An 18,656-nucleotide genomic window follows, 5' to 3' on the forward strand; every position below is an offset into this window, starting at 1 on the left:
TGAAGAGGAAAGGAAGAACATGATGGACAAAGAAACAGCGAAACACCGGGCAGAAGAATTGCGCCGCACCATCGATCAGTACAGTTATGAATATTACACCTTAGATGAACCGAGCGTGCCGGATTCCGAGTACGACAGACTGATGCAGGAGCTGATTGCCATAGAGGAAGAGCACCCGGAACTCAGAACGCCTGATTCGCCCACACAGCGGGTCGGGGGAGCGGTGCTTGAATCTTTTCAAAAGGTGCAGCACGGCACGCCGATGCTCAGTCTCGGCAACGCATTTAACGATGATGATCTCCGCGATTTTGACCGCCGCGTCCGTCAGGCTGTCGGTGACGGCGTCGCTTACAATGTGGAGCTGAAAATAGACGGTCTTGCTGTTTCTCTCCGTTATGAAGACGGCTATTTCGTCAGAGGCGCGACAAGAGGAGACGGAACGACGGGCGAAGATATCACCGAAAACTTAAAAACGATCCGCAACATTCCGCTGAAAATGAAACGTAATCTTTCCATAGAAGTGCGCGGAGAGGCGTACATGCCGAAACAGTCATTTGAAGCGCTCAATGAGGAAAGGCTGAAACATGAAGAGGAGCCGTTCGCCAATCCCCGGAACGCGGCTGCGGGCTCACTCAGACAGCTCGATCCGAAAATTGCAGCGAAACGAAATCTTGACATCTTCGTCTACAGTATAGCGGAGCTTGACGAGATGGGTGTGGAAACACAGAGTCAGGGCCTGGATTTTCTGGATGAGCTCGGTTTTAAAACAAACCAGGAACGGAAAAAATGCGACACGATAGATGAAGTCATTGAAATGATCGAAGAGCTGCAGGCGAAGCGGGCCGATCTCCCTTATGAAATTGACGGAATCGTCATCAAAGTCGATTCGCTCGACCAGCAGGAAGAACTCGGGTATACGGCAAAAAGCCCGCGCTGGGCGATTGCTTACAAATTCCCGGCTGAAGAGGTCGTGACAAAACTGCTCGATATCGAACTGAATGTCGGAAGAACGGGCGTTATTACGCCGACCGCCGTTCTGGAACCGGTAAAAGTCGCGGGAACGACGGTCTCAAGAGCATCCCTTCATAACGAAGATTTAATTAAAGAGAAGGATATCCGCATTCTCGATAAAGTGGTCGTCAAAAAAGCGGGCGACATCATCCCTGAGGTCGTCAATGTCTTAATTGAACAGCGGACCGGGGAAGAAAAAGAATTCAATATGCCGACCAGCTGCCCTGAGTGCGAAAGCGAACTTGTCCGCATTGAAGGGGAAGTCGCGCTGCGCTGCATTAATCCGGAATGTCCGGCGCAGATCAGAGAAGGCCTGATTCACTTTGTCTCACGCAACGCGATGAATATTGACGGACTCGGAGAACGTGTCATCACACAGCTTTTCCGTGAACATCTCGTCCGTAATGTCGCTGATTTGTATAAGCTGACGAAAGAACAGGTCATCCGGCTTGAGCGGATGGGGGAAAAATCAACTGACAATCTGATCAGCTCCATCCAAAAGTCGAAAGAGAATTCGCTGGAACGCCTGCTGTTCGGTCTCGGCATCCGTTTTATCGGCTCAAAAGCGGCCAAAACACTGGCCATGCATTTTGAAAGCCTGGAAAATCTGAAACAAGCCACGGAAGAAGAGCTGCTTGCGGTAGATGAAATCGGCGAAAAGATGGCCGATGCCGTTATCACCTATTTCCGCAAAGAGGAAATGCTTGAGCTTTTGAATGAACTTGAGGAACTCGGTGTGAACACACTCTACAAAGGCCCGAAAAAAGTAAAAGCGGAGGACAGCGACTCTTATTTTGCCGGCAAAACCATCGTGTTAACCGGAAAGCTTGAAGAGCTGTCCAGAAATGAAGCCAAGGCGCAGATTGAAGCGCTCGGCGGAAAGCTGACGGGATCTGTCAGCAAAAAAACAGACTTGCTGATTGCCGGAGAAGCGGCCGGAAGCAAGCTGACAAAAGCGCAGGAATTAAACATTGAAGTATGGAATGAAGCACAGCTATTGGGAGAGCTAAAGAAATAAGAGGAGTGTTTTCTATTGAAAAAGATGTTGGCATTGGCGGCGACGGCAACGGCGGCAGTACTCATGCTGTCGGCCTGTTCGCCGAGTTTCGGGGGAAAAAAAGAGGAAGAGATCACGCAGAAAACGGCAAAGTCTTCTGAAAAAGCGATCATACCGAAATATAATATCTCTGATTCCTACTATAAAATGGTGCTCCCGTTTAAGGCCGGAAAAGCGCGCGGCCTGACCGCGGACCGGCTGAACACGAGGCTGGACATCGATGAATTCGAGACGGGGCTGATGCGGCTCGCTCAAGACACGTTCCCGACGGATGACTATTTGTATCAGGAAGGCCAGTATTTAGATGAGGACACGGTACTCAGCTGGCTTGACCGCAAAAAAGAGGGCAGTGATCTGAAAAAGGCGAAAAAGGCAGACGCCAATTTCCAGAATCTCGGCTTAAACCCGGTGCTGCCAAGCTCGGGATCAGCAAAAGAGAAAAACGAAAACAGCCCGATTTACTTAGCGTCCATGCTTGAGCAGGATTACTTAGTAAGAAAAGATAAAAATTCCATCCAGCTTGGCGGTGTTATGATCGGTCTCGCTCTCAACTCTGTATACTATTACCGCGAAAACACAGGTGATCCGCAGCAGGAAGTGGAGCTCAGCGACAAAACGATCCGCAGCCACGGTGAAGAAATCGCACAGGAAGTCGTTAACCGCCTTCGGAAAATGGATAACCTGAAAAATGTGCCGATTACCGTCGCCCTTTATAAACAAGCGCCGAAAACATCAATCGTACCGGGGAATTACATTGCGAAAACAGAAGTCAAGGCCGGCTCATCCACCATTTCAAACTGGGATGATGTCAAAGAAAAGTACGTCTTCTATCCGGCGGATACAGACACGGCAAAGAAATACCCTGATGATTCCGAAGTGTTTAAACGCTTCAAAAACGCCATCGACAGCTACTTCCCGAATTACACCGGAGTTGTCGGAACGGCAATGTACGAAAACGATGAAATGAGAAAAATGAAGATTGAAATCCCGATGCAATTTTACGGGAAAAGCGAAGTCATCGCCTTTACCCAATACTTAACAGGTGAGCTGATGGATTATTATTCAAAAGGCTCAGTTGATGTCGAAATTAACATTACCTCGTCTGACGGGCAGGAAGCGCTGATCGTCCGCAATGCGGGTGACAAAGAACCGACCGTCCATATTTACGATTAACCAAGATGCCCTTGTTCATTTCTGTATGAGCAAGGGTTTTTTAGTGTGAATATCGTTGGAGAGAGGAATGAGGTATGTTAAGATATTTGTATAATTAGGAATTAACAGGAAAACACATTTCATTTCTAAGCGGATGTTACGAATCTGCTGTGAAAAAAGAAGGGCAGGAATGTTGATGAATGACATTTGCTGAGTACACACACCGCCTACAAATGTTATGAAAAGGGTGAATCAGCATGCATAAAGATATTAAAGCGATTTTTGAGGAAGATAAGGTGCTGGCTGAGGCCGGTGAAATATATGGATTTACCAAGTTTCAATTTATTGCGGACGCAGAGAACTACGTATATGAAATTGTGAAAGATAACGAACCGTATATTTTAAAAATTACGCATACGATCAGAAGAACACCGGAATATATTCTCGGAGAAATGGAATGGCTTCATCATCTGGCAAGGGGAGGGCTTTCAGTAGCAAAGCCGATTCCTTCATTAAATGGCAAAGATGTCGAAGAAGTGCCGGACGGAAAAGGCGGAGCGTTTTTATTAAGAGTCTATGAAAAAGCGCCCGGACGCAAAGTGGAGGAATCAGACTGGAACGGAACTCTGTTTTACCAGCTTGGAAAGTACACGGGGAACATGCACCGGCTGACGAAAAGCTACCGTCTGAGCGATCCGGCATATAAAAGGCAGGAATGGGATGAAGAGGAGCAGCTGAAGCTGAGAAAATACGTGCCCGCAGATCAGCATCTCGTATTTGAGCGGGCGGATGCTCTAATGGAAAAACTGCGCCGTTTGCCGAAGAATCCTGAAAACTACGGCCTTGTGCACGCCGATCTGCACCACGGCAATTTCAATTGGGACAACGGAAAAATCACTGCATTTGATTTTGATGATATCGGCTACAATTGGTTTGTGAATGATATCAGTATTCTGCTGTACAACATGTTGTGGTATCCGGTCATCCCGTATGAAGACAAGGCCGCGTTTACGGGTGAATTCATGACTCACTTTATGAAAGGCTACAGGGAAGAAAATGACCTTGATTCCGCATGGTTTGAACACATCCCGGATTTCCTCCGGCTGCGCCATATGCTGATCTACGGATTATTGCATCAGGCGTTTGACCTCAATTCACTCGGGGACGAGGAACTCGGGATGCTGAAAGCCTTCAGGCGCGATATCGAAAATGAAACACCGATTACGGAGTATCAATTTTCTGCATTCGTATAAATATAAAAAAACGCCGGCTGAATCCAGCCCGGCGTTTTTTTATAACGTATCACATTTCACTCCGACGACGCCCTGAATTTCTTTAATATCATAATAGACGTCAGTGGTGTAGCGGTTTTTATGAACACTGACTTTCACTTCCATAATCGGAAATTCTTTTTCACCCAGGTCATCAATCCGGACGGAGTGAATGCGGAGCTGTTTGCTTTTCATTTCCTTTAAAATCTCGGTCATTTTGTCTTTATCGGAAAGAGACATTCTCACGCGGATATCCTTTTCCTTCAAGCGGTTGGGACCGATTTTTCTGATCAGCCACGGAAGAAATTCGACACTGATCAGGATAAACAAGAGGCTTGCGAACGCCTCTTTATAAAAGCCGGCGCCTGTAGCCAGACCCAGCCCGGCAGCGCCCCAGATGATAGCCGATGTCGTCAGGCCGGATATGACGTCATTGCTTTTACGCAGGATCACGCCCGCGCCGATAAAACCGACGCCGGAAATGATTTGGGCGGGAAGGCGGAGCGGATCCATCATGATACGGTAATATTTTGGGAAATGATATGCCGCATTAATGCTGACGATCGTCAGCATACAGGAGCTGACGGCGATGACGATACAGGTTTTCAGTCCGAGCGGTTTGTTTTTCAGTTCGCGTTCAAGACCGATGATCATGCCGATCAGCGTGGCAATGCCCAGCTTTAATAAAATGTCTGGTTCGATAGGCCAGCTCAATTTGCACAGCACCTCCGCAATTTTTCTTATAATAAATTGATATGATTTTCTCACAGTATTTATAGCAGGACAAGGGCGGAAGAAAAAAGCCGTCAGGGATAAAATCTGACGGCTTTTTGTCTATTTCTTGTTTTTCAAAAGAGCTTCCATCCGGCTGAACAGCTGATAAGAAGCATCGGCCGGTTTTTTGGTCAGCAGGCTGACGGCAATACCGGCAATCAGACTGAGGAAGAACCCCGGAATGATTTCGTATACGCCGGTTGAAGCGGCAAGCCCTGTCGTAATCCAGATTAAAACGGCCGCGGCCCCGGTAATCATCGCCGCAAGCGCTCCCCATTCATTCATCCGTTTCCAGTACAGACTGAGCAAGAGCGCCGGGCCGATAGCCGAACCGAAGCCAGCCCACGCATATCCGACCAGATCAAGAATGGTGCTGTTCGGATTCATGGAAAGCAGGATGGCGATAACGGCCACGATCAATACCGACAGGCGTCCGGTCATGACCAATTCTTTATCGCTCGCTTCCCGTCTGAAAAAGGCGCGGTATAAATCTTCCGTAATGGCGCTTGCCGTTACGAGAAGCTGTGAGGAAATGGAACTCATGATCGCCGCTAAAATCGCGGACAGCAAGAAGCCCGTAATCAGCGGATGGAACAAGATTTTAGAAAAAATAATGAAAATCGTTTCCGGATCTTTTACGGAGACCCCGAAGTGATGAGAATACGCAACCCCGATAATCCCGGTCAGCAATGAGCCGACAACTGAAATAAACATCCAGCTCATCCCGATTCTGCGGGCGGGTTTTAAATCTTTCACTTCTTTAATCGCCATAAATCGTACGATGATATGAGGCTGGCCGTAATAGCCGAGTCCCCATGCCAAATAAGAAATAATGCTAATGACGCTCGCGCCTTTAAAGATATCCAATAGTTTCGGGTTAACGGCGTTGATCGAATCAATCGTCGTTGAAACGCTCCCGAGCTGGGTAAAAGCAACGATCGGCACAAGCACTAATGCCGCAAACATGATCGCTCCCTGTACAAAGTCAGTCAGACTGACAGCGAGGAAACCGCCAAACAGCGTATAAAGCACAACTACACCCGCCGTTAAAAACAAACCGAATTTGTAGTCGGCGCCGAATGCCGATTCAAATAACCTGCCTCCGGATACCATCCCGGACGATGTGTACAGTGTGAAAAAGATCATAATAATCACGGCGGAAACAATTTTCAGCAATGATGACGAGTGGCGGAATCGTTTATCGAAAAAATCGGGAATCGTAATCGCATCATCCGCAACTTCCGTGTAAGCGCGCAGCCTCGGAGCAAGCAGCAGATAATTTGAATACGCGCCGATCGTCAAACCGAGCGCCAGCCATAAGGTCGATAACCCCGTTGCGAACATTGCGCCGGGAACTCCCATCAGCATCCATGCGCTCATATCCGCCGCACCTGCGGACAGCGCCGTTACGAACGGACCGAGTCCTCTTCCGCCCAGCATGTAATCATTAATATTCGTTGTCTTTCTGAATGCGTACCAGCCGATTAACAGCATGGCGGCAAAGTAAATGCCAAGAGATATAATTAATTCAATACTCACGTTTTTGAACCCTCTCTTCTTTCATGTAAATGTTGCATCACCTCTGTAGATTAGTAGTGCCGGAATATGTGCCGGCGATCCAGCCTGCCTTTAGTCATCTTTCGATGGGGATTGCATGATTTAGTGCCGGCTATGGTTACTAAACCTAACAAAGTATCCCCGATCAATCAACTCTCGAAACCTGGCCCGCTCAAGGAAAAAATCCCCGCCAACCTAGAACAGCTTAAAGATGAAAACGCTACCAATAAATTATAAAAGTAAAAATTTTCTGACATATAATTCGTTTCTCTTTCTCCCCGATTTAGGATAAAATAGAGAGGGTTTCATCATGCCTCAGAAGGCGGCGTTTTGTTGCTTTAGAGGGCTCGTTTTTGATATGATCAGTATTATATGACGAAACGGAGAATTATGCGGAGGTGGATCTTATGTCACGAATTTCTATAGAAGAAGTAAAGCATGTCGCTCATTTGGCGAGACTCGCCATTACGGATGAAGAAGCTGAAATGTTCACAGAACAGCTTGACAGCATCATCTCGTTTGCCGAGGAGCTTAATGAAGTGGACACGGATAACGTGGAACCGACAACACACGTGCTGAAAATGAAAAACGTAATGAGAGAAGATGAAGCGGGTAAAGGCCTTCCGGTCGAGGATGTCATGAAAAATGCTCCCGATCATAAAGACGGCTATGTCCGTGTGCCATCTATTCTGGATTAAAGGAGGGAGACAGTATGTCATTATTTGATCACAAAATCACAGAACTGAAACAAATGATACATAAAAAAGAAATCAAGATTTCCGATCTTGTTGATGAATCTTACAAACGGATCGCATCCGTGGATGATAAGGTGCAGGCGTTTTTACAGCTTGATGAAGAAAGAGCCCGCGCTTACGCGAAAGAACTTGACGAAGCGGTTGACGGACGGTCTGAACACGGTCTTCTCTTCGGAATGCCGATCGGCGTCAAAGACAACATCGTGACCAAAGGGCTTCGCACAACATGCTCAAGCAAAATCCTCGAAAACTTCGATCCGATTTACGATGCGACGGTTGTGGAACGCCTTCAAGCCGCTGAAGCCGTCACAATCGGGAAGCTGAATATGGACGAGTTCGCGATGGGTTCTTCTACTGAAAACTCCGCGTACAAAGCGACGAAAAACCCTTGGAATCTCGATACGGTTCCCGGCGGATCAAGCGGCGGTTCCGCAGCTGCGGTTGCAGCCGGAGAAGTGCCGTTTTCACTCGGATCTGATACGGGCGGCTCCATCCGTCAGCCGGCTTCTTTCTGCGGCGTCGTCGGATTAAAGCCTACATACGGACGCGTGTCACGTTACGGTTTGGTTGCTTTTGCGTCTTCACTTGACCAGATCGGACCGATCACAAGAAACGTAGAAGATAACGCATTCCTGCTTCAGGCGATTTCAGGCCCGGACAAAATGGACTCTACGAGCGCCAATGTCGAAGTGCCGGACTTTCTTTCTTCATTAACTGGCGATATTAAAGGCTTAAAAATCGCCGTGCCGAAAGAATATCTCGGAGAAGGCGTCGGCAAAGAAGCGAAAGAATCGGTTTTAGCCGCTTTAAAAGTGCTTGAAGGCCTCGGAGCGACATGGGAAGAAGTATCTCTGCCGCACAGCAAATACGCGCTTGCAACGTATTATCTGCTGTCTTCTTCCGAAGCGTCTGCAAACCTTGCGCGTTTTGACGGCATCCGCTACGGCTACCGCTCAGACAATGCGGACAATCTGATCGACCTTTATAAACAGACACGCTCAGAAGGCTTCGGCAACGAAGTAAAGCGCCGCATCATGCTCGGCACCTTCGCGCTCAGCTCCGGCTACTATGACGCGTATTACAAAAAAGCGCAAAAAGTGCGCACGCTTATTAAAAAAGATTTTGAAGACGTATTTGAGAAATACGATGTCATCGTCGGACCGACAACGCCGACACCGGCATTCAAAATCGGCGAAAAAACCAGCGATCCGCTCACAATGTACGCCAACGATATTTTAACGATCCCTGTCAACCTCGCGGGTGTGCCGGGAATCAGCGTGCCGTGCGGATTTGCGGACGGACTGCCGCTCGGACTGCAAATCATCGGAAAACACTTCGATGAAGGCACTGTATACCGCGTCGCTCATGCTTTTGAGCAGGCAACAGATCATCATAAAGCGAAACCTGAACTGTAAGGGGTGAAATGAAGTGAACTTTGAAACGGTAATCGGACTTGAAGTCCATGTGGAATTAAAAACAAAATCTAAAATTTTCTCAAGCTCACCGACGCCATTCGGCGCGGAAGCGAATACCCAAACAAGCGTCATCGACCTCGGCTATCCCGGCGTGCTGCCCGTTTTGAACAAAGAAGCGGTCGAATTCGCGATGAAAGCCGCAATGGCTTTGAACTGTGAAATCGCAACGGATACGAAGTTTGACCGGAAAAACTATTTCTACCCGGACAACCCGAAGGCATATCAAATTTCTCAATTTGACAAGCCGATCGGCGAAAACGGCTGGATTGAAATCGAAGTCGGCGGAAAAACGAAAAAAATCGGCATTACCCGTCTTCACCTTGAAGAAGATGCGGGAAAACTGACGCATACGGGCGACGGCTATTCCCTCGTTGACTTCAACCGCCAGGGCACGCCGCTTGTCGAGATTGTATCTGAGCCGGATATCCGCACACCTGAGGAAGCTTACGCATATCTCGAAAAGCTGAAATCAATTATCCAATACACAGGTGTTTCCGACTGTAAAATGGAAGAAGGTTCACTGCGCTGTGACGCCAACATTTCCCTCCGTCCGATCGGCCAGGAGAAATTCGGCACAAAAACGGAGCTGAAAAACCTGAACTCCTTCGCGTTCGTGCAAAAAGGACTTGAGCATGAAGAGAAACGCCAAGAGCAGGTGCTTCTGTCAGGCGGAGTCATTCAGCAGGAGACGCGCCGCTACGATGAAGCGACGAAAAAAACCATTTTGATGCGTGTCAAAGAAGGTTCGGACGACTATCGTTATTTCCCTGAGCCTGACCTTGTCGAGCTCTGCATTGATGACGAATGGAAAGAACGCGTAAGAGCAACCATTCCTGAGCTTCCGGACGAGCGCCGCAAGCGTTATATCGAAGAGCTCGGTCTGCCGGCTTATGACGCAATGGTTCTGACGCTGACGAAAGAAATGGCTGATTTCTTCGAAGAAACGGTCAATAAAGGCGCGGAAGCCAAGCAGGCATCAAACTGGCTGATGGGTGAAGTGTCAGCTTACCTGAATGCCGAACAAAAAGAGCTTGAGGATGTCGCACTGACTCCTGAAGGCCTTGCCGGCATGATTAAGCTGATTGAAAAAGGAACCATCTCGTCCAAAATCGCGAAGAAAGTCTTTAAAGAATTAATTGAAAAAGGCGGCGACGCAGAAAAAATCGTTAAAGAAAAAGGCCTCGTGCAGATTTCTGACGAAAGCGTGCTTCTGAAGCTGGTAACAGATGCGCTTGACAGCAACCCGCAGTCAATTGAAGACTTCAAAAACGGAAAAGACCGCGCGATCGGCTTCCTTGTCGGGCAGATTATGAAAGCCTCAAAAGGACAGGCCAACCCGCCGATGGTCAACAAAATCTTACTTGAAGAAATCAAAAAACGATAAAAAAAGCAGCCGCCTGAAAGGGCGCTGCTGATACGGAGACCGGTAAGCGCCGGTCTCTTTTTTTATAAGCTGAAATAGGTTTCAATGGAAGCCCGCAGCGTTTCAATCTGCTCATTTCCGCTGCCTGCCAAGTTGGACAGCATTCCTTTAATAATCGGTTTTCGCGGCTCTTCCTTTGCGTATTCCTCTTCAATGACTTCAAGCGATACGAGGACGTCCTCAGGCAGCCCCTGCTGTGCTTTTATCTTTTGAATATCCGCAAGCAGCCTTTCTCTGTCCGCCGCGGGCTGAGTGAAGATATCCTCCGGCAGCAGCGGATCGGGATTGTCTCTTATCAGTCCCGTAATCAGATCATCGATTCTGGCAATCAGAAAGGCCGCCACGTTTTCCGTCCGGAATGCCGTATGTTCATTAAAAATCAAGAAATGAATATAGGAGCTCACTATTCCTTGCGCCATAACGGACGCATCCGCTATAAACGGTATGACGGCATCTCCGTAAACGGAGAGCAAAGCATCCCGGTACAGCATGTTAAATTGAATATTGGCCTCATGAAAATACTGTTTGACCTTTTGATTTTCAGGAATGACCTTTTCGCTCAGCAAGAGAATGATAAAGTCCTTGTGCTCCATAAATTCCTGGAATTGATAAGCGATTTGTTTTCGGAATACGTCCTTAGGCGGTTTATGCTGATGTTCTGTTTTGATTTTCTTTATTTCTTCCATAGACATGCCGATGTAATACTCACATGCTGAGAGCAAAAGGTCTTCTTTTGATTTGAAATGGAGATAGAAGGCTCCTTTTGAAATTCCGCATTCACCGGCGATTTCCTGAATGGTTGTTGAAGAAAACCCTTTTTTGGCAAATAAATGGATGCCTGTTTTTATGATTTTCTCTTTTTTTTCGTTCATGACGTGCTTCCCCTTAATCCTGAAAAATTTAGAAAAATTTACTGCCTTATTAGTTGACGATGTTGAGTTATACCGTTTAGTATTATATAGAATGACCAGTCAGTCAATAAAAATTAACGGAGGACATGATGAACCACATTATTAACTTTGTACTGAAGAACAAATTCGCAGTTTGGCTGATGACGATTATCGTTACTGTAGCAGGGCTGTATGCCGGTCTGAATATGAAGCAGGAATCCATACCGGACGTCAACATGCCTTACCTCTCAGTAAATACGACTTATCCCGGAGCTGCTCCGAGTCAAGTTGCGGATGACGTGACAAAACCGATCGAGCAGGCGGTGCAGAATTTAGAAGGAGTGAGCGTCGTAACGTCCACATCCTCTGAAAACGTCTCATCGGTTATGATTGAATATGATTACAACAAGGATATGGACAAGGCGAAAACCGAAGTCGCTGAAGCGCTGGACAGTGTCAGCCTTCCTGATGACGCGAAAAAACCTGACATTTCCCGTTACAGCCTCAACTCTTTCCCGATTTTGACGCTCAGTGTGACAAGCGGAAAAAGCTCGCTTGAAGATCTGACCAAAAATGTGGAAAACACTCTCGTTCCTAAGCTTGAAGGCATTCAGGGCGTTGCGTCCGTGCAAGTTTCCGGACAGCAGGAAGAGCAGGTGGAATTCTCTTTCAAAGACAAAAAAATGAAAGAGTACGGACTTGATGAAGATACCGTCAAGAAAGTGATCCAAGGCTCTGACGTCAATACGCCGCTTGGATTGTACACATTCGGCAACAAAGAAAAATCAGTTGTCGTTAACGGAAATATTACGTCAATTAAAGATCTGAAAGAGATGAGAATTCCGGTCACATCTTCTTCTGCCGCTCAAGGTCAAGCGGGCGGAGCCGGTGCGGCATCTGCGGCGGACGCTCAGGCTATGCAGCAGGCACAGCAAAGCGCGTCAGCAGGGGTGCCGACAGTCAAGCTTTCTGACATTGCCGACATTAAAGATGTGAAAAAAGCTGAATCCATTTCCCGCACGAACGGAAAGGACAGTATCGGAATTAATATCGTAAAAGCCAATGACGCCAACACGGTAGAAGTGGCCGATGCGATTAAAGATGAACTGAATCAATACAAAAAAGACCACAAAGGGTTCAAGTACAGCTCGACTCTTGATATGGCAGAGCCGATTACAGAGTCAGTGGATACGATGTTAAGCAAAGCGATTTTCGGCGCGATTTTTGCGGTCGTGATCATTCTCTTATTCTTAAGAGATATTAAATCAACGATGATTTCTATCGTTTCCATCCCGCTGTCACTGCTGATTGCGCTTCTTGTGCTGAATCAGCTTGATGTCACATTGAACATAATGACGCTCGGTGCGATGACGGTCGCCATCGGACGGGTAGTTGACGACTCGATTGTCGTGATCGAAAACATTTACCGCCGCATGAGGCTGAAAGATGAACCTTTACGCGGGAAGCAATTGGTGCGTGAAGCGACGAAAGAAATGTTTAAACCGATCATGTCATCAACGATCGTAACCATTGCCGTATTCCTGCCGCTTGCCATGGTCGGCGGACAGATCGGCGAACTGTTTATGCCGTTTGCATTAACAATCGTCTTCGCGCTTGCCGCATCACTGTTGATTTCGATCACACTGGTGCCGATGCTAGCGCACAGCTTATTCAGAAAATCGCTCACAGGCGCACCTGTTAAAGCGAAAGAGCATAAGCCGGGCAGATTGGCCAATTTCTATAAAAAAGTGCTGAATTGGTCATTAAGACATAAATGGATTACATCTATCATCGCGGTTCTGATGCTTGTCGGCAGTTTGTTCCTCGTACCTCTGATCGGCGCGAGCTACCTGCCAGCGCAAGCGGACAAAACGATGCAGCTCACATACACGCCTGAACCGGGCGAAACGAAAAGCGAAGCTGAAAAAGCTGCGCAAAAAGCGGAAGACATGCTGCTTAAACGCAAACATGTCGATACCGTTCAGTATTCTTTAGGCTCGCAAAGTCCGCTCGGCGGAAGTTCAAACGGCGCATTGTTCTACGTGAAATACGAGGATGACACGCCTGATTTTGACAAAGAAAAAGACAATGTCTTAAAAGAAATCAAAAAAACATCCAGCCGCGGCGAATGGAAATCACAAAATTTCAGTTCGTCAGGCAACAACAACGAATTAACGTACTATGTGTACGGAGATTCAGAGTCTGATATTAAAGGCACGGTCAAAGACATCGAAGGCATTATGAAAAAGCAGAAGGATCTGAAAGACATCAACTCAGGCCTTTCCAGCACATATGATGAGTACACGTTCGTCGCGGACCAGGAGAAACTCAGCAAGCAGGGTCTGACGGCTTCGCAAATCTCCCAAGCCCTGATGTCCCAAACATCACAGTCTCCTTTGACAACGGTGAAAAAAGACGGCAAAGAGCTTGACGTCAACATCAAAACAGAAAAAGATCAGTATAAGAGTGTAAAAGAATTAGAGGATAAAACCATCACATCGCCTGCAGGTCAAGAAGTAAAAATCGGCGATGTGGCGAAAGTGAAAAACGGCACGACATCCGATACCATTTCCAAACGCGACGGCAAAGTGTATGCTGACGTAACGGCAACCGTCACTTCTGACAACGTCACGAAGGTGTCATCAGCCGTTCAAAAGAAAGTTGACAAACTGGATCACCCGGACAATGTCTCCATTGATACCGGCGGTGTATCAGCGGATATTGCTGATTCCTTTACGAAACTCGGCTTAGCGATGCTTGCCGCAATCGCTATCGTATACCTCGTTCTTGTGATCACGTTCGGCGGAGCATTAGCGCCGTTTGCGATTCTGTTCTCGCTTCCGTTTACAGTCATCGGCGCATTAGCCGGCCTGTATGTATCCGGAGAGACGATCAGTCTGAACGCCATGATCGGTATGCTGATGCTGATCGGAATCGTCGTCACAAATGCGATTGTCTTAATTGACCGCGTCATCCATAAAGAAGCGGAAGGCCTATCGACGAGAGAAGCGCTCCTGGAAGCCGGCTCTACGAGATTGCGTCCGATTCTGATGACGGCGATCGCGACAATCGGCGCCCTGCTTCCATTGGCATTGGGCTTCGAAGGCGGAAGCCAGGTCATTTCTAAAGGACTCGGTGTCACCGTTATCGGCGGTTTAATCAGTTCGACTCTGCTGACTCTTCTGATTGTGCCGATCGTATATGAAGTATTAGCGAAATTCCGTAAGAAAAAACCTGGAACGGAAGAAGAGTAAGACAGCGGGCCTTGGCTCCTTAAACGGAGCCGGGGCCTTTTTTCTTCTGGCAATTCCTGTACATATTGTTGCGATTTTCTCAAGTCATAGTATAATTAAAGGTTGTTAGTGTTAATAATGGATCGGATACTCTTAAGTAGGATGATGAGATAATGAAACGTGCACGCATAATATACAATCCGACTTCAGGACGGGAGCTTTTTAAGAAAAATCTTGCCCAAGTCCTGCAAAAATTTGAACAAGCCGGTTATGAAACCTCCACCCATGCCACCACATGCGCGGGGGATGCCACCCACGCCGCAAAAGAAGCCGCTTTGCGGGAGTTTGACCTGATTATCGCAGCCGGCGGAGACGGAACGATTAATGAAGTCGTCAACGGTCTTGCGCCGTTAGACAAACGCCCGACACTCGGCATCATTCCGGTCGGCACGACAAATGACTTCGCCAGAGCGCTGGGCATTCCGAGAGAGAATATACTGAATGCCGCTGATACCGTCATTAACGGCGTAGCCCGCCCGATCGACATCGGACAGGTGAACGGTCAGTACTTTATCAACATCGCCGGCGGAGGCCGTCTGACGGAGCTGACGTATGATGTGCCAAGCAAACTGAAAACGATGCTCGGCCAGCTTGCTTATTATTTAAAGGGAATGGAAATGCTGCCTTCACTTCGACCGACAGAAGTCGAGATTGAATATGACGGCAAGCTGTTTCAAGGGGAAATTATGCTGTTTTTAGTGACGCTGACCAACTCGGTCGGCGGATTCGAGAAGCTGGCCCCTGATTCCAGCCTGAATGACGGCATGTTTGATTTAATTATTTTGAAAAAAGCCAATCTCGCGGAATTTATCAGAGTCGCGAGCATGGCGCTCAGAGGCGATCATATTAACGATCAGCACATTATTTACACAAAAGCGAACCGTGTGAAAGTCAATGTATCAGAAAAGATGCAGCTGAACCTGGACGGCGAATACGGCGGCATGCTGCCCGGCGAATTCGTGAATCTGTACCGGCATATTCACGTCATCATGCCGAAGGAGAAAGCGGAACAGCTGGATGACTAATACGCGGACAAAATCCTAAAACAGTATTCGTTTTAGGATTTTGTCATCTTTTCAGCGTGATCGGAAACCTTTGAAGGCTGACATTGAATTTGAAGGTTTGCCAGCACGCTGAAACAAGGCTTTTGGTAAAACGAGAGGTGATTATAGATGAAAATGAAACCCCCGATAGAAAAAAATGAATACTATGACGTGACTTTTGAGGATTTGACGCATGAAGGAGCGGGCGTCGCAAAGGTTCAGGGCTTCCCGATCTTCGTGCCGAACGCCCTGCCTGAGGAAAAAGCGCAAATCAAAGTGACACGCGTCAAAAAAGGCTTCGCTTTCGGCCGTTTGATCGAGCTGAAGGAAGAAAGCCCGCACAGAACGGATGCCCCGTGTCCGATCTACAAACAATGCGGCGGCTGCCAGCTTCAGCACATGACCTATGAAGGCCAGCTCTTGTTTAAACAGAAACAAGTTAAAGACGTCTTAGAACGGATCGGCAAGCTGGACCTCTCAAAAGTTACCGTGCACCCGACGCTCGGCATGGAAGACCCGTGGAACTACAGAAACAAAGCGCAGGTGCCGGTAGGAGAAAGAGAAGGCGGACTCGTCGCCGGATTCTATCAGCAAAGAAGCCATGACATCATCGACATGAGCGCCTGCCTGATTCAGCAATCCAAAAACGACGAAGCCGTCCAAGCCGTCAAAGACATCTGTGCAGCATACGGTGTCAAAGCTTACAACGAAGAACGCCACAAAGGCTGGCTCCGCCACATCATGGTCAGATACGGCGTCGTCACGGGCGAAATGATGATCGTCTTCATCACAAGAACAGGCGATTTTCCGCACAAAGCGAAGATCATCGAAGACATCACAGCGCAATTCCCGCACGTCAAATCCATCGTGCAGAACATCAACCCAAATAAAACAAACGTCATTTTTGGGGACGAAACAAACGTCATCTGGGGCGAAGAATACATCTACGACCTCATCGGAGACGTCAAATTCGCCATCTCCGCCAGATCGTTCTATCAGGTCAACCCGGAACAGACAAAAGTGCTCTACGACAAAGCGCTTGAGTACGCGGAGCTGCAAGGAGAAGAAACCGTCATCGACGCCTATTGCGGCATCGGAACCATTTCTCTCTTCTTAGCGAAGCAGGCGAAAAAAGTGTACGGCGTCGAAATCGTGCCGGAAGCCATCGAGGATGCGAAACGCAACGCTGAGCTGAATGGCATCACAAACGCGGAATTCGCAGTCGGAGAAGCGGAAACCGTCATTCCGAAATGGTATGAAGAAGGCATCACGGCAGATACGCTAGTCGTCGACCCGCCAAGAAAAGGCTGCGACGAAGCCCTCCTGCGGACGATCATCGACATGAAACCGAAGCGGGTGGTGTACGTGTCCTGCAATCCAGGAACGCTTGCAAGAGACCTGCGGGTGCTTGAGGATGGCGGGTATCAGACGCTTGAAGTGCAGCCTGTGGATATGTTCCCGCATACGAATCATGTGGAGTGTGTGGCTGTGCTGGAACTTAGGGAAGGCAACTAACCTAATGGTTTGTTGCCTTTTTATTATTCATATAGCTATTTAACAATCTAGCTTGGGAATTAAGAATCAAATTTCACAAATACTTATAACGGGCATTTGTATTTTGGAATATCAACATGACTAACTGTTTGTTGTAAAAAAATTTAAGCATAATTCTTTTGTTGATAGTTCGCTTCGTTAATATTATTCTCTGAATTAGAATGGAAGCTTTTTAGGATTGTTTGTGTTTTAGAATGAGGATTATATAAATTTAATATGATATAATTCTATATGCCCTTACTGGCTTACTTTTTTTGTATTGAAAGGTTGTTAAAATATATGAAATACCCTATTTTTTCTTTTTTTTCGGGTTCTGGCTTTCTTGATTTAGGATTTGAAAATAGTGACTTTGATGTAGTTTATGTAAACGAGATTCATGAGCCTTTTTTAAAGTCTTACAAGCATTCAAGGAAAATGCTGAAAAAAGAAGCACCTCGTTTTGGTTATCATCAAGGAGATATTACAGACTTATTAGAACAAGAACAATTAAGAGACTATATACAAGAATTAAAAATTGATAATGATATATTCGGTTTCATTGGAGGACCTCCTTGTCCAGATTTTTCCGTTGGAGGAAAGAATAAAGGAAGGGAAGGGGAAAATGGAAGGTTATCAGGTACCTATATAGATTTGATATGCTTACACAAGCCATCTTTTTTCTTATTTGAAAATGTGAAAGGTCTTTGGAGAACAAAAAGGCACCGAGAATTTTTTGAAGAAATGAAGAAGAGGTTACATGAAAATGGTTATATAACAACAGAAAGGTTAGTTAATTCGTTGGAGTACGGTGCGCCCCAGCATAGAGAAAGAATTATACTTTTGGGTTTCCGAAAGGAATTAGTTAGCCAAATTGGATATCTTAACAATAAGAATATTATAAATCTCCCGGAAGGAATTTTTCCGTGGGGGAAATATACCAAATATACCATGGACTATATAAATTGTAGCCCGTGGCCAACTACGGATGTTTTTGAAGAAGACTCTGTTAGAAGAAAACCGCTTGGTGTTAAAGAAGATTTAACTGTTGAATATTGGTTCAATAAAAACAAAGTGGAAAATCATCCTAATTCCAAACAGTATTTTACTCCAAGAGCTGGCTTAGCAAAATTTTTGGTTATCGAAGAGGGAGATGATTCGAAGAAATCCTATAAAAGACTCCATCGATGGAGATATTCTCCTACAGCTGCATACGGGAATAATGAAGTCCATTTACATCCTTACAAAGCGCGAAGAATTTCAGTAGCGGAGGCATTAGCAATTCAATCATTACCACATAACTTTGAAATACCACAAGACATTTCATTAACAGATGCTTTTAAAACAGTTGGGAATGGAGTACCCTATTTAGCTTCTTTGGGAATTGCAGAATCTATACGTGATTTTTTAAGGAAGGAGTAAAGT

Annotated in this window: 13 protein-coding genes; 10 read left to right on the top strand and 3 right to left on the bottom strand. The window is 46.7% G+C overall.

Annotation, left to right across the window (positions count from 1 at the left end):
* The first annotated feature begins 22 nt into the window (after nucleotides 1–22).
* The 3 genes from ligA (at nucleotide 23) to AC2CGA_RS17105 (ending at nucleotide 4,473) form a co-directional block, all read left to right on the top strand.
* Complete coding sequence (gene ligA / locus AC2CGA_RS17095; RefSeq protein ID WP_003155738.1) at nucleotides 23–2,029, top strand: NAD-dependent DNA ligase LigA; 2,007 nt, start codon at nucleotides 23–25, stop codon at nucleotides 2,027–2,029.
* A gap of 15 nt (nucleotides 2,030–2,044) precedes the next feature.
* Nucleotides 2,045–3,241 (top strand): CamS family sex pheromone protein, encoded by a 1,197-nt coding sequence (locus AC2CGA_RS17100; protein ID WP_003155737.1) that lies wholly within the window; start codon nucleotides 2,045–2,047, stop codon nucleotides 3,239–3,241.
* A gap of 236 nt (nucleotides 3,242–3,477) precedes the next feature.
* Entirely contained in the window at nucleotides 3,478–4,473 is a 996-nt protein-coding gene (locus AC2CGA_RS17105) for a phosphotransferase enzyme family protein (protein WP_484480252.1), read from the top strand.
* Nucleotides 4,474–4,512: 39 nt separating this feature from the next.
* Here AC2CGA_RS17105 and AC2CGA_RS17110 read toward each other — a convergent pair whose 3' ends face one another.
* Together AC2CGA_RS17110 and putP are read right to left on the bottom strand one after the other, a co-directional pair.
* Entirely contained in the window at nucleotides 4,513–5,205 is a 693-nt protein-coding gene (locus AC2CGA_RS17110) for an MgtC/SapB family protein (protein WP_003155735.1), read from the bottom strand.
* Nucleotides 5,206–5,325: 120 nt separating this feature from the next.
* A complete protein-coding gene (gene putP / locus AC2CGA_RS17115; protein ID WP_003155733.1) occupies nucleotides 5,326–6,804 on the bottom strand; it encodes a sodium/proline symporter PutP in 1,479 nt (492 codons plus the stop codon).
* Nucleotides 6,805–7,229: 425 nt separating this feature from the next.
* On the opposite strand from putP, the gene gatC reads away from it, so the two are divergent.
* The 3 genes from gatC to gatB are packed head-to-tail and all read left to right on the top strand — an operon-like array spanning nucleotide 7,230 to nucleotide 10,436.
* Nucleotides 7,230–7,520, top strand: a complete 291-nt coding sequence (gene gatC, locus AC2CGA_RS17120) for an Asp-tRNA(Asn)/Glu-tRNA(Gln) amidotransferase subunit GatC (RefSeq protein WP_003155732.1) — start codon at nucleotides 7,230–7,232, stop codon at nucleotides 7,518–7,520.
* Nucleotides 7,521–7,534: 14 nt separating this feature from the next.
* Nucleotides 7,535–8,992, top strand: coding sequence for an Asp-tRNA(Asn)/Glu-tRNA(Gln) amidotransferase subunit GatA (gene gatA / locus AC2CGA_RS17125; RefSeq protein WP_014304557.1), 1,458 nt, complete (start codon nucleotides 7,535–7,537; stop codon nucleotides 8,990–8,992).
* Between the two features lie 13 nt (nucleotides 8,993–9,005).
* Nucleotides 9,006–10,436, top strand: coding sequence for an Asp-tRNA(Asn)/Glu-tRNA(Gln) amidotransferase subunit GatB (gene gatB / locus AC2CGA_RS17130; protein WP_015388583.1), 1,431 nt, complete (start codon nucleotides 9,006–9,008; stop codon nucleotides 10,434–10,436).
* 62 nt (nucleotides 10,437–10,498) lie between these two features.
* On the opposite strand, the gene AC2CGA_RS17135 is transcribed toward gatB, so the two are convergent.
* Nucleotides 10,499–11,347 (bottom strand): TetR/AcrR family transcriptional regulator, encoded by an 849-nt coding sequence (locus AC2CGA_RS17135; protein WP_015388582.1) that lies wholly within the window; start codon nucleotides 11,345–11,347, stop codon nucleotides 10,499–10,501.
* A gap of 128 nt (nucleotides 11,348–11,475) precedes the next feature.
* On the opposite strand from AC2CGA_RS17135, the gene AC2CGA_RS17140 reads away from it, so the two are divergent.
* The 4 genes from AC2CGA_RS17140 (at nucleotide 11,476) to AC2CGA_RS17155 (ending at nucleotide 18,653) form a co-directional block, all read left to right on the top strand.
* The gene (locus AC2CGA_RS17140) at nucleotides 11,476–14,619 is read left to right on the top strand and encodes an efflux RND transporter permease subunit (RefSeq protein ID WP_484480253.1); all 3,144 of its coding nucleotides are present in this window, start codon (nucleotides 11,476–11,478) and stop codon (nucleotides 14,617–14,619) included.
* Between the two features lie 152 nt (nucleotides 14,620–14,771).
* Nucleotides 14,772–15,683, top strand: a complete 912-nt coding sequence (locus tag AC2CGA_RS17145) for a diacylglycerol kinase (RefSeq protein WP_020955460.1) — start codon at nucleotides 14,772–14,774, stop codon at nucleotides 15,681–15,683.
* 147 nt (nucleotides 15,684–15,830) lie between these two features.
* Complete coding sequence (rlmD, locus tag AC2CGA_RS17150) at nucleotides 15,831–17,216, top strand: 23S rRNA (uracil(1939)-C(5))-methyltransferase RlmD (protein WP_060386794.1); 1,386 nt, start codon at nucleotides 15,831–15,833, stop codon at nucleotides 17,214–17,216.
* Between the two features lie 318 nt (nucleotides 17,217–17,534).
* Nucleotides 17,535–18,653, top strand: a complete 1,119-nt coding sequence (locus AC2CGA_RS17155; protein WP_139885624.1) for a DNA cytosine methyltransferase — start codon at nucleotides 17,535–17,537, stop codon at nucleotides 18,651–18,653.
* The last annotated feature ends 3 nt before the right edge of the window (nucleotides 18,654–18,656 follow it).

Source organism: Bacillus sp. SYZHCR11 (assembly GCF_057196865.1).

Coding starts and splice junctions, on each gene's coding strand:
- AC2CGA_RS17140 (WP_484480253.1), top strand. CDS start 11,476: ATGAACCACATTATTAACTTTGTACTGAAGAACAAATTCGCAGTTTGG.
- gatC (WP_003155732.1), top strand. CDS start 7,230: ATGTCACGAATTTCTATAGAAGAAGTAAAGCATGTCGCTCATTTGGCG.
- AC2CGA_RS17105 (WP_484480252.1), top strand. CDS start 3,478: ATGCATAAAGATATTAAAGCGATTTTTGAGGAAGATAAGGTGCTGGCT.
- AC2CGA_RS17155 (WP_139885624.1), top strand. CDS start 17,535: ATGAAATACCCTATTTTTTCTTTTTTTTCGGGTTCTGGCTTTCTTGAT.
- AC2CGA_RS17135 (WP_015388582.1), bottom strand. CDS start 11,347: ATGAACGAAAAAAAAGAGAAAATCATAAAAACAGGCATCCATTTATTT.
- rlmD (WP_060386794.1), top strand. CDS start 15,831: ATGAAAATGAAACCCCCGATAGAAAAAAATGAATACTATGACGTGACT.
- AC2CGA_RS17145 (WP_020955460.1), top strand. CDS start 14,772: ATGAAACGTGCACGCATAATATACAATCCGACTTCAGGACGGGAGCTT.
- ligA (WP_003155738.1), top strand. CDS start 23: ATGGACAAAGAAACAGCGAAACACCGGGCAGAAGAATTGCGCCGCACC.
- gatA (WP_014304557.1), top strand. CDS start 7,535: ATGTCATTATTTGATCACAAAATCACAGAACTGAAACAAATGATACAT.